Source organism: Pseudomonas sp. R2-37-08W, from assembly GCF_003851705.1.
In the GTDB taxonomy this organism is placed as follows: Bacteria; Pseudomonadota; Gammaproteobacteria; order Pseudomonadales; family Pseudomonadaceae; genus Aquipseudomonas.
Map to the genome: position 1 here is coordinate 4,156,574 of NZ_CP027728.1, position 14,079 is coordinate 4,170,652.

The 14,079-nt window shown below is 60.5% G+C and carries 15 protein-coding genes; 14 read left to right on the forward strand and 1 reads right to left on the reverse strand.

All coding sequences use genetic code 11. The features are described 5' to 3' along the window. The first annotated feature begins 132 nt into the window (after nt 1-132). From C4J93_RS19115 to C4J93_RS19125, 3 genes are all read left to right on the forward strand, one after another. Nucleotides 133-1,047: a DMT family transporter gene (locus C4J93_RS19115; RefSeq protein WP_124430216.1), complete on the forward strand. Its 915-nt coding sequence runs from the start codon at nt 133-135 to the stop codon at nt 1,045-1,047. Between the two features lie 110 nt (nt 1,048-1,157). Then, complete coding sequence (locus C4J93_RS19120; RefSeq protein WP_124367920.1) at nt 1,158-2,723, forward strand: PAS domain-containing methyl-accepting chemotaxis protein; 1,566 nt, start codon at nt 1,158-1,160, stop codon at nt 2,721-2,723. Between the two features lie 168 nt (nt 2,724-2,891). Continuing rightward, complete coding sequence (locus C4J93_RS19125) at nt 2,892-4,040, forward strand: DDE-type integrase/transposase/recombinase (RefSeq protein ID WP_124429758.1); 1,149 nt, start codon at nt 2,892-2,894, stop codon at nt 4,038-4,040. A 58-nt stretch (nt 4,041-4,098) separates the two neighbouring features. On the opposite strand, the gene C4J93_RS19130 is transcribed toward C4J93_RS19125, so the two are convergent. Beyond that, nucleotides 4,099-4,791 carry an alpha/beta family hydrolase gene (locus tag C4J93_RS19130; protein WP_124430217.1) on the reverse strand — a complete coding sequence of 231 codons (693 nt, stop codon included), beginning with the start codon at nt 4,789-4,791 and terminating at the stop codon, nt 4,099-4,101. A gap of 79 nt (nt 4,792-4,870) precedes the next feature. On the opposite strand from C4J93_RS19130, the gene ccoN (C4J93_RS19135) reads away from it, so the two are divergent. The 11 genes from ccoN (C4J93_RS19135) (at nt 4,871) to ccoG (ending at nt 14,079) form a co-directional block, all read left to right on the forward strand. Next, complete coding sequence (ccoN, locus tag C4J93_RS19135) at nt 4,871-6,295, forward strand: cytochrome-c oxidase, cbb3-type subunit I (protein ID WP_124371484.1); 1,425 nt, start codon at nt 4,871-4,873, stop codon at nt 6,293-6,295. Between the two features lie 10 nt (nt 6,296-6,305). Then, nucleotides 6,306-6,914: a cytochrome-c oxidase, cbb3-type subunit II gene (gene ccoO / locus C4J93_RS19140; RefSeq protein ID WP_124367922.1), complete on the forward strand. Its 609-nt coding sequence runs from the start codon at nt 6,306-6,308 to the stop codon at nt 6,912-6,914. Between the two features lie 3 nt (nt 6,915-6,917). After that, entirely contained in the window at nt 6,918-7,118 is a 201-nt protein-coding gene (locus C4J93_RS19145; protein WP_124363882.1) for a cbb3-type cytochrome c oxidase subunit 3, read from the forward strand. Further along, a complete protein-coding gene (gene ccoP, locus C4J93_RS19150; protein WP_124371485.1) occupies nt 7,115-8,062 on the forward strand; it encodes a cytochrome-c oxidase, cbb3-type subunit III in 948 nt (315 codons plus the stop codon). Before C4J93_RS19145 ends, ccoP (C4J93_RS19150) begins: the two co-directional genes overlap by 4 nt. A gap of 356 nt (nt 8,063-8,418) precedes the next feature. Next, a complete protein-coding gene (gene ccoN / locus C4J93_RS19155) occupies nt 8,419-9,861 on the forward strand; it encodes a cytochrome-c oxidase, cbb3-type subunit I (RefSeq protein WP_124363884.1) in 1,443 nt (480 codons plus the stop codon). After that, nucleotides 9,861-10,469: a cytochrome-c oxidase, cbb3-type subunit II gene (gene ccoO, locus C4J93_RS19160; RefSeq protein ID WP_124363885.1), complete on the forward strand. Its 609-nt coding sequence runs from the start codon at nt 9,861-9,863 to the stop codon at nt 10,467-10,469. The genes ccoN (C4J93_RS19155) and ccoO (C4J93_RS19160) overlap by 1 nt, the downstream gene beginning before the upstream one ends. 5 nt (nt 10,470-10,474) lie before the next feature. Continuing rightward, on the forward strand, nt 10,475-10,660 hold the full coding sequence (locus C4J93_RS19165; RefSeq protein ID WP_003193169.1) for a CcoQ/FixQ family Cbb3-type cytochrome c oxidase assembly chaperone: 186 nt from the start codon (nt 10,475-10,477) through the stop codon (nt 10,658-10,660). Then, nucleotides 10,657-11,634, forward strand: coding sequence for a cytochrome-c oxidase, cbb3-type subunit III (gene ccoP, locus C4J93_RS19170; RefSeq protein WP_124430218.1), 978 nt, complete (start codon nt 10,657-10,659; stop codon nt 11,632-11,634). Before C4J93_RS19165 ends, ccoP (C4J93_RS19170) begins: the two co-directional genes overlap by 4 nt. A 170-nt stretch (nt 11,635-11,804) precedes the next feature. After that, entirely contained in the window at nt 11,805-12,059 is a 255-nt protein-coding gene (locus C4J93_RS19175; protein WP_124363887.1) for a type II toxin-antitoxin system Phd/YefM family antitoxin, read from the forward strand. Further along, the gene (locus C4J93_RS19180; protein ID WP_124371488.1) at nt 12,059-12,469 is read left to right on the forward strand and encodes a type II toxin-antitoxin system VapC family toxin; all 411 of its coding nucleotides are present in this window, start codon (nt 12,059-12,061) and stop codon (nt 12,467-12,469) included. The genes C4J93_RS19175 and C4J93_RS19180 overlap by 1 nt, the downstream gene beginning before the upstream one ends. A 206-nt stretch (nt 12,470-12,675) precedes the next feature. Then, entirely contained in the window at nt 12,676-14,079 is a 1,404-nt protein-coding gene (gene ccoG, locus C4J93_RS19185; protein WP_124363889.1) for a cytochrome c oxidase accessory protein CcoG, read from the forward strand.

The window sequence follows — 14,079 nt, forward strand, 5'->3', positions numbered from 1 at the left end:
TCGGGAAGCCCTGAGCTTAGCCAGTGAACCCAGGCAGGAGAAGGAGGATTTTTCGCCGGCCGCCGTACTTAGCGATTGTGTCGACCGGAACGCTGGGCAACACTCCCCGGCCTGATCGTGTAGGAGTTTTCCGTGAAACCTGTCGACACCCTGTACTTGCTGGGACTGGCCGCCATCTGGGGCGCGAGTTTCCTGTTCATGCGCATCATCGCGCCGGAAATCGGCACCGTGCCGACCGCATTTTTCCGCGTGTCGATTGCCGCCGCAGGCTTGTTGGTGATCCTGGCGTTGATGCGCGTGAGCTGGAATTTCCAGGGTAAGTTCAAGACGGTACTGCTGCTGGGCGTAATCAACTCAGGGATCCCGGCGACCATGTACTCGGTGGCGGCGCAGGTATTGCCCGCGGGTTATTCGGCGATCTTCAATGCCACCACGCCGCTGATGGGCGTACTGATTGGCGGGTTGTTCTTCAGCGAACGCCTGACACCGTCGAAAATCGCGGGTGTAGCCCTGGGGCTGTTTGGCGTGGCCGTGCTCACGCGTGCGGGGCCGGTGGCCTTTGATCTGGAATTGTTGATGGGCGCACTGGCGTGCCTGCTGGCGACCACCTGCTATGGCTTTGCCGGTTTTCTGGCGCGGCGCTGGCTGGATCAGCGCGGCGGGTTGGACAGTCGCCTGTCGGCCTTGGGCAGCATGCTGGGCGCTACATTGTTCTTGCTGCCGTTGTTTGCCTACAGCGCCATCAGTCAGCCGCCGGCGAGCTGGGGTGGGTGGCAAGTGTGGATGTCGTTGCTGGGGTTGGGCCTGGTGTGTACGGCGTTCGCCTACATCCTGTACTTCCGCCTGCTGTCATCCATCGGCCCGGTCAAGTCGATGACCGTGACCTTCATGATCCCGCCGTTCGGCGTACTGTGGGGCGCGTTGCTGCTGGATGAGCCGCTGTCGATGGCCCACGTATATGGCGGGGTGTTGATCGCCGGCGCGTTGTGGCTGGTGTTGCGGCCACAAAAAGCTCGGGTCGAGGATGCGCTGTCAGCCTCACAGTGAGGGCTCGGCGGTTTGCGCGCGACCATTGCCAGCGGATTGTTGCAAAAAATAAGTTAAATAAATGCCCTACATGGCCGATACCCCCTGAAAGCCTTGCGGATTGAACAATCATGCGTAATAACCAACCCGTTACCCAGCGCGAACGTACCTTCCCCGCTCAGCAACGGTTGATCTCCACCACAGACGCCAAGGGTGTAATCACCTACTGCAACGACGCCTTCGTCGAAATCAGTGGGTTCACCCGCGACGAACTGACCCGTGCCCCGCACAATCTGGTGCGTCACCCGGACGTTCCGGCGGCGGTGTTCGCGCACATGTGGTCGACGCTCAAACAAGGCTTGCCATGGATGGGCATTGTCAAGAATCGCTGCAAGACCGGTGACCACTACTGGGTTAACGCCTATGTGACACCGGTCTTCGACGGCAACCAGGTGATCGGCTACGAATCGGTGCGCATCAAGCCCACCGCCGAGCAGATCCGCCGGGCCGAAGCGCTCTATCAACGCATCAACCAGGGCAAGTCGGCCGTTCCCCAGCGGGACAAGTGGCTGCCGGTGCTGCAGGACTGGCTGCCGTTTATCCTGGTCAGCCAGTTGAGCTTCATGATCGGCGCCACACTCACGTCCCAGTGGGGTTTCGCCTTGGCGGCAGCGCTGTCGGTGCCGTTGGGCCTGTTGGGCCTGAGCTGGCAGCAACGCGGCCTCAAGCGTTTGCTGCGCCTGGCCGAGCAGACCACCTCCGACCCGTTGATCGCGCAGATGTACACCGACAGCCGCGGCGCCCAGGCGCGGCTGGAGATGTCGATCCTCAGCCAGGAAGCGCGTCTGAAGACCTGCCTCACCCGCCTGCAGGACACTGCCGAACACCTCAACGACCAGGCCGCGCAGTCCAACACCCTGGCGCACAACAGCTCCAGCGGCCTGGAGCGCCAGCGCGTAGAGACGGAACAGGTAGCCACTGCGGTCAACCAGATGGCGGCGACCACCCAGGAAGTCGCCAGCCACGTGCAGCGCACGGCAGATGCCACCCAGGAAGCCAATCGCCTGACCGGTCGCGGCCGCGATATCGCCGGGGAAACCCGTGAGGCGATTCAGCGCCTGTCGGTGGCGGTGGGCGAAACCGGTATCACCGTCACGCAATTGGCCAAGGACAGTGATGAAATCGGCGGCGTGGTGGATGTGATCAAAGGCATTGCCGACCAGACCAACCTGCTGGCCTTGAACGCCGCCATCGAAGCGGCGCGCGCAGGTGAGATGGGCCGTGGGTTTGCGGTGGTGGCGGATGAAGTGCGCCAGTTGGCGCAACGCACCGCCGAATCGACCGGGCAGATCCACACGCTGATCGCCAAACTGCAGCAAACTGCCGCCGCCGCCGTGCAAACCATGGACGCCGGGCATCGCCAGGCCGAAGAGGGTGTGGCACGGGTGATGGAAGCGGATCAGGCGCTGGTCGGTATCAGTGAGGCGGTAGCGAATATCACCGACATGACCACCCAGATCGCCGCCGCGACCGAAGAGCAAAGCGCGGTTGCCGAAGAGATCAGCCGTAACATCAGCACCATTGCGTTGCTGGCGGACCAGACCTCGGAGCAGGCGATGAGCTCGGCGCAATTGAGTGAAGAGTTGACGCATACCGCCAATACCCAGTACTCGCTGGTGGAGCGGTTTAACCGGTAGACCGCTATCGGGGGCAAGCCCCCTCCCACATTTTGACCACATTCCAAATTTGGAACTCGGTCAAATGTGGGAGGGGGCTTGCCCCGGTACAAACCGGGGACATCGTTTACATTTCTAACCGGGGACATGGTTTACAGGTTAATACGCATGATCAGGAGGTAACTGATCATGCCCTGGAACCAAGAGTCTCCGATGAATCAACGAATCAGACTGGTCGCTGACTGGCTTTCTGGTAACTACACCAAAAGCCAGCTGGCGCGCCGCTTTAACGTAAGTCGGCCTACCGTCGACAAATGGATCGGCCGGCACAATGGCGATTTAAAGTCTTTAGCCGAACTGTCCCGACGCCCTCACAACAGCCCCAATAAAACCGACGATGAAATCCTGGCCCGTGTGGTGGCGATGAAGGAGGCGCACGATAAATGGGGTCCGAAGAAGCTTCTCGAGCTATTGCGACTTGAAGATCCCTCCATCGCCTGGCCTTCCCCAAGTACAGCAGGCCAATGGCTTGATCGACTTGGGCTCGTCCAAAAGCGGCGCTTCAAGCGCAGACACGGTACTTCCCCTGTAGCAATGCGCGAGGCCAACGAACCTAACCAGACATGGTGCGCCGACTACAAAGGGCAATTCAAAATGCATAACGCGCAGATGTGCTTCCCTTTGACCATCACAGACCACGCGTCCCGGATGATTTTGGCGTGCAGGGCTCATTCAAAGATCAAGACTGAACCTGTTAAACACGCCTTTGAGAGACTGTTTGAAGAGTACGGCATGCCCGAAGTTATTCGGTCGGACAACGGTGTTCCGTTTGCCTCTCCTGGCCTGGCAAGAATGTCCACGCTGGCAGTTTGGTGGATACGTCTGGGCATCTATCCGGAGCGCACCATGCCAGGAAGACCGGCCCAAAATGGTCGCCATGAGCGGATGCACCGTAGCTTGAAACTGGAGCTGCCCTTAGGAGAAAACTTAATCGAGCAGCAGCTTTTGCTGGAGCATTTCAGGCATGAGTTCAATTACGTGCGCCCTCATGAAGCGCTCGGCATGAAGCGTCCAGGGGACGTGTATGTGCCGTCTACCCGGATTTACCCAGGATGCTTGCCGGATGTGGAGTATCCGTCCGAAATGAAGGTTCGAAGCGTCAGACAGGACGGGTCGATCAAGTGGAACGGCAAGTTGGTATTTATCAGCGAGGCATTGTCTGGGGAACGGATAGGACTCAGAGAAGCTGAAGATGATGTTTGGGATCTGTACCTATGTGATTATCCCTTGGGGAGATTTGGACGCGGTATGACCCGCGTCCAGGCCTCAAATGTGTAAACGATGTCCCCGGTTTCAGTTGTAAACGATGTCTACGGTTCTACACCCCGATAGGTCCCTAACAGGCACCAAGAAACCCAGCCACCTTCACCGCCGCAGCCTCCAGATGCTGCTCATGACTAAACCCCGAAGCCTTCAACGGCTTCAAATCATGATCCCCCGCCACCAGCCACATCACCTCGATGCCCGGCGACAGCTCATACCCCTCCACCGCCGCCCGATTACCCAGTGCATCACGCTCGCCCTGCACAATCAGCGTCGGCGTCTTAAGCGCAGCCAAATGCTCTACCCGAGGTTTTTCCGGCTTGCCCACCGCATAGAACGGATAGCCCAGGCACACCAACCCAGCGGCGCCCAGTTCATCGGCCAATAAACTGGCCATCCGCCCGCCCATGGATTTGCCGCCAATCGCCACCTTGCCCGCGACATGACGCCGCACCAGGGCATACACCTCCCGCCACGCCTCCAGCAGTTTCGGCGCCGGGTTCGGTGGGCGCTTGCCTCCGTCCAATCGGCGCTGGGCCATGTAGGGAAACTCGAAGCGCACGACGTTAACGCCATGCCCGGCAAGGCGCGCAGCCATGTCGTTCATGAATGCCGAGTCCATCGGCGCGCCGGCGCCGTGGGCCAGGATCAAGGTGACGGGCTCGCCTGAAACCGCCTGCGCTGCGACATCCCACAACCAGCCGCGTTCACGCACACACTGCGCCCATTGATCCCCGTCAATACTGGCCTTGTGCTCTTTGCCCATGCTTGCCTCGCTTTTTAGTCTGCCTATAACTCCAGCCCAAGTGCCGCTCCGGCTTGGGTTGAACCGTGGATGGGGAACCATGAACACTACTTTAAGTACCGCCTATAACTACAAGGTGGTCCGCCAATTCGCCATTATGACGGTGGTGTGGGGCATCGTCGGCATGGGCCTCGGGGTTTTTCTCGCGGCCCAATTGGTTTGGCCTGCGCTCAACTTCGATTTGCCCTGGACCAGCTTCGGTCGCCTGCGCCCGCTGCACACCAACGCCGTGATCTTTGCCTTCGGTGGCTGCGCACTGTTCGCCAGCTCCTTCTATTCGGTGCAGCGCACCTGCCAGACACAGCTATTCGCACCGAAAATCGCCGCGTTCTGCTTCTGGGGCTGGCAGCTCGTCATCCTGTTGGCCGCGATCAGCCTGCCGCTGGGCTACACCAGTTCCAAGGAATACGCCGAGCTGGAATGGCCGATCGACATCCTGATCACCATCGTCTGGGTGGCCTACGCCATCGTGTTCTTCGGCACGATCATGAAGCGCAACACCAAGCACATCTATGTGGGTAACTGGTTTTTCGGCGCATTCATCATCACCGTGGCGATCCTGCATATCGTCAACAACCTGGAAATCCCGGTCAGCCTGACCAAGTCCTACTCGCTGTACGGCGGTGCGACGGATGCCATGGTGCAGTGGTGGTACGGGCATAACGCTGTAGGCTTTTTCCTCACTGCCGGCTTCCTCGGGATGATGTACTACTTCGTGCCCAAGCAGGCCGAACGCCCGGTGTATTCGTATCGTTTGTCCATCGTGCACTTCTGGGCGCTGATCACCCTGTATATCTGGGCCGGCCCCCACCACCTGCACTACACCGCGTTGCCGGATTGGGCACAGTCGTTGGGCATGGTGATGTCGCTGGTGCTGCTGGCACCGAGCTGGGGCGGCATGATCAACGGCATGATGACGCTCTCGGGCGCCTGGCATAAGTTGCGTAGCGACCCGATCCTGCGCTTCCTCGTGGTGTCCCTGGCGTTCTACGGCATGTCCACTTTCGAGGGCCCGATGATGGCGATCAAGACCGTCAACGCCCTCTCCCACTACACCGACTGGACCATCGGCCACGTCCACGCCGGCGCACTCGGTTGGGTGGCGATGATTTCCATCGGCGCGCTGTACCACATGATCCCCAAGGTCTTCGGGCGTGAGCAGATGTACAGCCTCGGCCTGATCAACGCGCACTTCTGGCTGGCCACTATCGGCACCGTGCTCTACATCGCTTCGATGTGGGTCAACGGCATCGCCCAGGGCCTGATGTGGCGTGCGATCAATGAGGACGGCACCCTGACCTACTCCTTCGTCGAAACCCTGGTGGCCAGCCACCCGGGCTACATCGTGCGGCTGGTGGGCGGTGCGGTGTTCCTCAGCGGCATGTTCCTGATGGCTTACAACACATGGCGCACCGTGCGCGCGGTGCAGCCCGCCGACGCCATGCCTGTCGCGCAACTGGCCTGAGGAGGTTGTGATGAAACACGAAGTCATTGAAAAAAACGTCGGCCTGCTGATGCTGCTGATGGTGCTCGCCGTGAGCATCGGCGGCCTGACCCAGATCGTCCCGCTGTTCTTCCAGGACGTGACCAACAAGCCGGTCGAAGGCATGAAACCCTACACCGCGCTGCAGCTGGAGGGCCGCGACATCTACATCCGTGAAGGCTGCGTGCAGTGTCACTCGCAGATGATCCGCCCGTTCCGCGCCGAGACCGAACGCTACGGCCATTACTCGGTGGCCGGCGAAAGCGTGTGGGACCACCCGTTCCTGTGGGGCTCCAAGCGCACCGGGCCGGACCTGGCCCGCGTGGGCGCACGCTACTCGGACGACTGGCACCGCGCGCACCTGTACAACCCGCGCAACGTGGTGCCCGAGTCGAAAATGCCGGCCTACCCATGGCTGGTGACGGCCCCGGTCGACAGCAGCCACACCGAGACCAAACTGAACGTCATGCGCACCCTGGGCGTGCCTTACACCGACGACGACATTCGTGGTGCGGTCGCCAGCCTCAAGGGCAAGACCGAAATGGACGCGCTGGTTTCCTACCTGCAAGTGCTCGGCACTGCCATCAAGAGCAAGAGGTGAGCCATGGGATTTGAATTCGACGCGGGCACTATCCGCGGCCTCGGCACGCTGGTGGTCGCCATCGCTTTCATCGGCTTGTCGCTGTGGGTGTTCAACAACCGCCGCAACGCGGACTTCGAGCAGGCGCGCCTGCTGCCGTTCGCCGATGAACCTTCTCCCTCCGACGCTCAAGAAGCGCCCGCACCAAGGAGCACTCGGCCATGACTACCTTCTGGAGTACATGGATCTGCGTATTGACCCTCGGCAGCCTGATCGGCCTGACCTGGCTGTTGATCGGCACCCGCAAGGGCGAAACCCACGGCAGCGTCGACCAGACCATGGGCCACGCCTTCGACGGCATCGAGGAATACGACAACCCGCTGCCCCAGTGGTGGTTCATGCTGTTCGTCGGCACGCTGGTGTTTGCCGTCGGCTACCTGGTCCTCTACCCGGGCCTGGGTAACTGGAAAGGCGTGTTGCCGGGTTATGAAGACGGCTGGACATCGACCAAGGAATGGGACAAGGAGATGACCAAGGCCGACGCCAGGTTCGGGCCGATCTACGCCAAATTCGCAGCGATGCCGGTGGAAGAAGTGGCCAAGGACCCGCAAGCCTTGAAGATGGGCGGTCGCCTGTTCGCCTCCAACTGCGCGGTGTGCCACGGCTCGGATGCCAAGGGCGCGTACGGCTTCCCCAACCTGGCGGACAGCCACTGGCGCTGGGGCGGTTCGGCCGCAGCGATCAAGGCCACCATCCTGGGCGGTCGCCACGCGGCGATGCCGGCCTGGGGTGAAGTGCTGGGCGACGATGGGGTGAAGAATGTTGCCGCGTATGTACGCCACGACCTGGCCAAGTTGCCCTTACCGGCCGACAGCACGGCCGACCTGGCGGCGGGCCAGGCCGCATTCAACACCACCTGTGTTGCCTGCCACGGGCCGCAGGGCCACGGTGTGGAAGCCATGGGCGCGCCAAACCTGACCGAGCCTGCAGGGTTTATCTACGGCACCAGCCTGGCGCAGCTGCAACAGACCATCCGTCATGGTCGCCAAGGCCAGATGCCTGCGCAGGAAGTGCTGCAAGGCAATGACAAGGTGCATCTGCTGGCGGCTTATGTTTACAGCCTTTCCCATAACGCTGACGGTGCAACGCCGGAAAGCCAACCTCAGTAACCATTAGCTGTGGCGAGGGAGCTTGCTCCCTCGCCACGGTTCGCCACTGCTTGCGCGACTAAGTGTCGCACCCTTCCCAAGACCAACTTTCCCCACCTCAGATTCGGGTCTACGCTTGCTTTCAAGCGAAGCGATTTCGGCGTACGCGACAACCGCTGTCGAGGCTCCGAAATTTTCTTGTCCACTCGATCAGCTTTCTATTTCTATTTTATCCTTACATCAAACATGGAAAGGGCGCAGAATCTGGCGTGGAACGCATTGATACAGGTCAGTCATTGCGTTGCAATGGCCCCTCGCTTTCTACATACTTGCGGCCGATTTTACCTATAAAAATACCTAAACCGTGGAACCTTAGAATGAGCACAGCAATCAGTCCGACTGCTTATAACTATAAGGTCGTTCGCCAGTTCGCCATCATGACGGTGGTCTGGGGGATCCTTGGCATGGGGCTCGGGGTGTTCATCGCCTCGCAACTGGTTTGGCCACAATTGAATTTCGACCTGCCCTGGACGACCTTCGGCCGCCTGCGCCCGCTGCACACCAACCTGGTGATCTTTGCCTTCGGTGGCTGTGCGCTGTTCGCCACCTCCTACTACGTTGTGCAACGCACCTGCCAGACACGACTGATTTCCGATGGCCTTGCCGCCTTTACCTTCTGGGGCTGGCAGGCGGTCATCGTCGGCGCCATCATCAGCCTGCCCCTGGGCTACACCACCACCAAGGAATACGCCGAGCTGGAGTGGCCGATCGCCATTTTGCTCGCCATTGTGTGGGTGACCTACGCCGTGGTGTTCTTCGGCACCATCGTCAAGCGCAAGACCAAGCACATCTATGTCGGCAACTGGTTCTACGGCGCCTTCATCCTGGTCACGGCGATGCTGCACATCGTCAACCACGCGTCCCTGCCGGTCAGCCTGTTCAAGTCCTACTCGGCCTATGCCGGCGCGACGGACGCGATGATCCAGTGGTGGTACGGGCATAATGCCGTGGGCTTTTTCCTGACCACCGGCTTCCTTGGGATGATGTACTACTTCGTGCCCAAGCAGGCCGAACGTCCCATCTACTCCTACCGCCTGTCCATCGTGCACTTCTGGGCGCTGATCACCCTGTACATCTGGGCCGGCCCGCACCACCTGCACTACACCGCGCTGCCGGACTGGGCGCAGTCGTTGGGCATGGCGATGTCGATCATCCTGCTGGCGCCGAGCTGGGGCGGCATGATCAACGGCATGATGACGCTCTCGGGCGCCTGGCATAAGCTGCGCACCGACCCGATCCTGCGCTTTCTGGTGGTTTCGCTGGCGTTCTACGGCATGTCGACCTTCGAAGGCCCGATGATGGCGATCAAGACCGTCAACTCGCTCTCCCACTACACCGACTGGACCATCGGCCACGTCCACGCCGGTGCCCTGGGCTGGGTGGCGATGATCTCCATCGGCGCGCTGTACCACATGATCCCCAAGCTGTTCGGGCGTGCGCAGATGCACAGCGTCGGGCTGATCAACACGCACTTCTGGCTGGCCACTATCGGCACCGTGCTCTACATCGCCTCGATGTGGGTCAACGGCATTACCCAGGGCCTGATGTGGCGTGCGATCAACGACGACGGCACCCTCACCTACTCGTTCGTCGAAGCGCTGCAAGCCAGCCACCCGGGCTATATCGTGCGCGCCCTGGGCGGTGCGTTCTTCGCCACCGGCATGCTGTTCATGGCCTACAACGTCTGGCGCACCGTGCGTGCCTCCGACCCTGAGCAAGCTGAAGCCGCCGCCAAGATCGCCGTCGTGGGAGCCCACTGATGAAGCATGAAGTAGTCGAGAAGAATATCGGCCTGCTGGCCTTCTTCATGGTCATCGCCGTGAGCATCGGCGGCCTGACCCAGATCGTCCCGCTGTTCTTCCAGGACGTGACCAACAAGCCGGTCGAAGGCATGAAACCGCGCACCGCCCTTGAACTGGAGGGCCGCGACGTTTACATCGCCAACGGGTGCGTGGGCTGCCACTCGCAGATGATCCGCCCGTTCCGCGCCGAAACCGAACGCTATGGCCACTACTCGGTCGCCGGTGAAAGCGTGTGGGACCACCCGTTCCTGTGGGGTTCCAAGCGCACCGGCCCGGACCTGGCGCGCGTTGGCGGGCGTTACTCCGATGACTGGCACCGTGCGCACTTGTACAACCCGCGCAACGTGGTGCCGGAGTCGAAAATGCCGGCGTACCCGTTCCTGGTGGAACACAAGCTCGACGGCAAGGACACCGCGAAAAAAATGGAAGTCCTGCGCACCCTGGGCGTGCCCTACACCGACGAAGACATCGCCGGTGCGGCTGCTGCTGTCAAAGGCAAGACCGAAATGGACGCATTGGTGGCCTACCTGCAGGGCCTTGGCACCCTCATCAAAAGCAAACGGTGACCGGCATGGATATCGGAATGATTCGTGGCCTGGGCACCGTTGTGGTGATGGTGGCCTTTATCGGCCTGGCGCTGTGGGTGTTCAGCCCACGGCGCAAATCGGAATTCGACGACGCGACCATGCTGCCTTTTGCGGATGACCCGGAAGCCATCAAGCACGTCGAGCAAGCGTCTAGGAGTAACAAAGAATGACTACGTTCTGGAGCCTGTACGTCACAGTCCTCAGTCTGGGTACCATCTTCGCCCTGACCTGGCTGCTGCTGTCGACCCGCAAGGGCCAGCGCGCCGAACAGACGGACGAGACCGTCGGCCACTCGTTCGACGGCATCGAGGAATACGACAACCCGCTGCCCAAATGGTGGTTCATGCTGTTCGTCGGCACCATCATCTTCGCCCTCGGCTACCTGGCCCTGTACCCTGGCCTGGGCAACTGGAAAGGCCTGCTGCCGGGTTACAACTACCTCGACAACGACAAGCAAACCGCGTTCGCCAACGGCCAGACCGGCTGGACCGGCGTGCACGAATGGGAAAAGGAAATGGCCAGGTCGGAGGCCAAATTCGGGCCGATCTTCGCCAAATTTGCCTCGATGCCGATTGAAGAAGTGGCCAAGGACCCGCAAGCCCTGAAGATGGGCGGGCGTCTGTTCGCCTCCAACTGCTCGGTGTGCCACGGTTCCGACGCCAAGGGCGCCTACGGTTTTCCCAACCTGACCGACGCCGACTGGCGCTGGGGCGGCGACGCGGCGACCATCAAGCAAACCATCATGCAGGGCCGCCATGCGGTGATGCCAGGCTGGGCCGAAGTGATCGGCGAGCAAGGCGTGGCCGACGTAGCGGCGTTCGTGGTGACCAACCTCGATGGCCGCAAGCTGCCGGAAGGCGCCAAGGCCGACGTCGCCAACGGCGCGAAACTCTTCGCCGCCAACTGCGTGGCCTGCCACGGCCCGACCGGTAAAGGCACCCCAGCCATGGGCGCACCGGACCTGACTCATCCGGGTGCGTTCATCTACGGTTCGAGCTTCGCCCAACTGCAGCAGACCATTCGCTATGGCCGCCAGGGCCAGATGCCAGCGCAGGAACAACTGCAGGGCAACGACAAGGTGCACTTGCTGGCGGCGTATGTGTACAGCTTGTCCCATGGGGATAAGAAGGCTGAGGAGCAGTAATTCGTCGAATACAACAAAGCCCCGCGCAGCAAAAACTGGCGGGGCTTTTTGTTTCTGGCGCTCAGAATCTGTCAAACAGGCATGGACTACCACTCGCGGCCTCGGACTTGCCGCACACAACCACAAGTAGTAACGTAACTACATCACATCCGACAAAGGGGGGCCGCCCCATGACCATCACCACCATTTCCAGCCGCGAATTCAACCAAGACACAAGTGGTGCCAAAAAAGCCGCACGCCAAGGGCCTGTTTTTATCACTGATCGCGGCAAGCCCGCCCATGTACTGCTAAGCATTGAGGACTACCAGAAATTGACAGGTCTGAATGCCGACATCGTTGACCTGCTGGTGATGCCGGAAGCGGCGGATATCGACTTCGAAACCGAGCGCGCCGTGATCATTCATCGACCCGTGGACCTTCCCTGATGTATCTACTCGACACCAATGTTATCTCCGAACTTCGTAAACCTCAGGCTGATGCAAACGTCGTTGCCTGGGCAAAAAGCGTGATAGCGCCACGCATGTTCATTTCCGCGATCACGCTCAAGGAACTGGAAACCGGAGTGCTGCGCGTTGAGCGGCGAGACCCGACTCAGGGGAAGGTGTTGAGGGCCTGGCTCAAGCGCCATGTGATGCCCGCCTTTGATGCCCGAATCCTGCCCGTTGATGCGGCGGTCGCGTTGCGTTGTGCGCACTTGCATGTTCCAGACCGGGCCAACGAGAGTGACTCGTTGATCGCCGCAACCGCTCTGGTTCATGGGCTTACCGTCGTCACGCGCAACGTCAGCGACTTCAAATCCAGTGGTGTTGCGCTGATTAATCCATGGGAGGAATGACCTGCCTACCCACAAAACCATCCATACTTCACAAGTCAATTGATCCAGATCACGTACACCATCAATTGATTTCCCCCAACGCGACCAAAGGTCGCACCCTTCACGTACCACCGGGGGCGTATCATTAGGCCACTGCAACATCCTTAATTTGACCCCGGTTGGCACGTACTGGCCGAGGCAAATCTCCACCGCCGTGGGATGCAATGATGAGCAACCAGATACCGGTACACGACGTTACCCCGCCTGCCAAAACCGTCGATCTCTATGCGTCACGAGAGAAAATCTACACCCGCGCCTTCACCGGGCTGTTTCGCAATCTGCGCATGCTCGGCGGTGCCGGCCTGTTCCTGCTGTACTTCGGCACGGTGTGGCTGAACTGGGGCGGCCACCAGGCGGTGTGGTGGAACCTGCCGGAGCGTAAGTTCTTTATTTTCGGCGCAACCTTCTGGCCTCAGGATTTCATCCTGCTGTCGGGCATCCTCATCGTCGCGGCGTTTGGCCTGTTCTTCATCACGGTTTACGCCGGCCGCGTCTGGTGCGGCTATACCTGCCCGCAAAGCGTGTGGACGTGGATCTTCATGTGGTGCGAAAAGGTTACCGAAGGCGATCGCAACCAGCGCATCAAGCTGGACAAGGCGCCCATGGGCGTCAGCAAATTCCTGCGCAAATTCAGCAAGCACACGCTGTGGCTGCTGATCGGTTTTGTCACCGGCCTGACCTTTGTCGGCTACTTCTCGCCGATCCGCGAACTGGTATTGGACTTTTTCACCGGCCAGGCCGATGGCTGGTCGTATTTCTGGGTGGGTTTCTTCACCCTCGCCACCTACGGCAACGCCGGCTGGCTGCGCGAACAGGTGTGCATCTACATGTGCCCCTATGCGCGGTTCCAGAGCGTGATGTTCGACAAGGACACGCTGATCGTTTCCTACGACCCACGTCGTGGCGAAGTGCGTGGCCCGCGCAAGAAGGGGGTCGACTACAAGGCTCAGGGCCTGGGCGATTGCATCGACTGCACGATGTGCGTGCAGGTGTGCCCCACCGGCATCGACATCCGCGACGGCCTGCAGATCGAGTGCATCGGTTGCGCTGCCTGCATCGACGCCTGCGACAACATCATGGACAAGATGGAGTACCCACGCGGCCTGATCAGCTACACCACCGAGCACAATCTGTCCGGACAGAAAACCCATAAGTTGCGCCCGCGCCTGATCGGTTACGCCTTGGTATTGCTGGCGATGATCAGCCTGCTGGTGGCCGCGTTCTTCATGCGTTCGCTGGTGGGCTTCGACGTGAGCAAGGACCGTGTGCTGTACCGCGAAAACGCCGAAGGGCGCATCGAGAACGTCTACAGCCTGAAAATCATGAACAAGGATCAACGCGACCACACCTACGTGCTCGACGCCGCCGGCCTGCCCGACCTCAAGCTGCAAGGCCGACGCGAAATCAAGGTGGCCGCCGGCGACATCGTCAGCATGCCGGTAGAGTTGTCGAGTGCGCCCGAGCAGTTGCCGTCAAGCACCAACGAGGTAACGTTCATCCTTGAGGACGCCGACGACAACAGCGTCCGCATTGAAGCCAAGAGCCGATTCATCGGCCCACAAGTCCGTTAG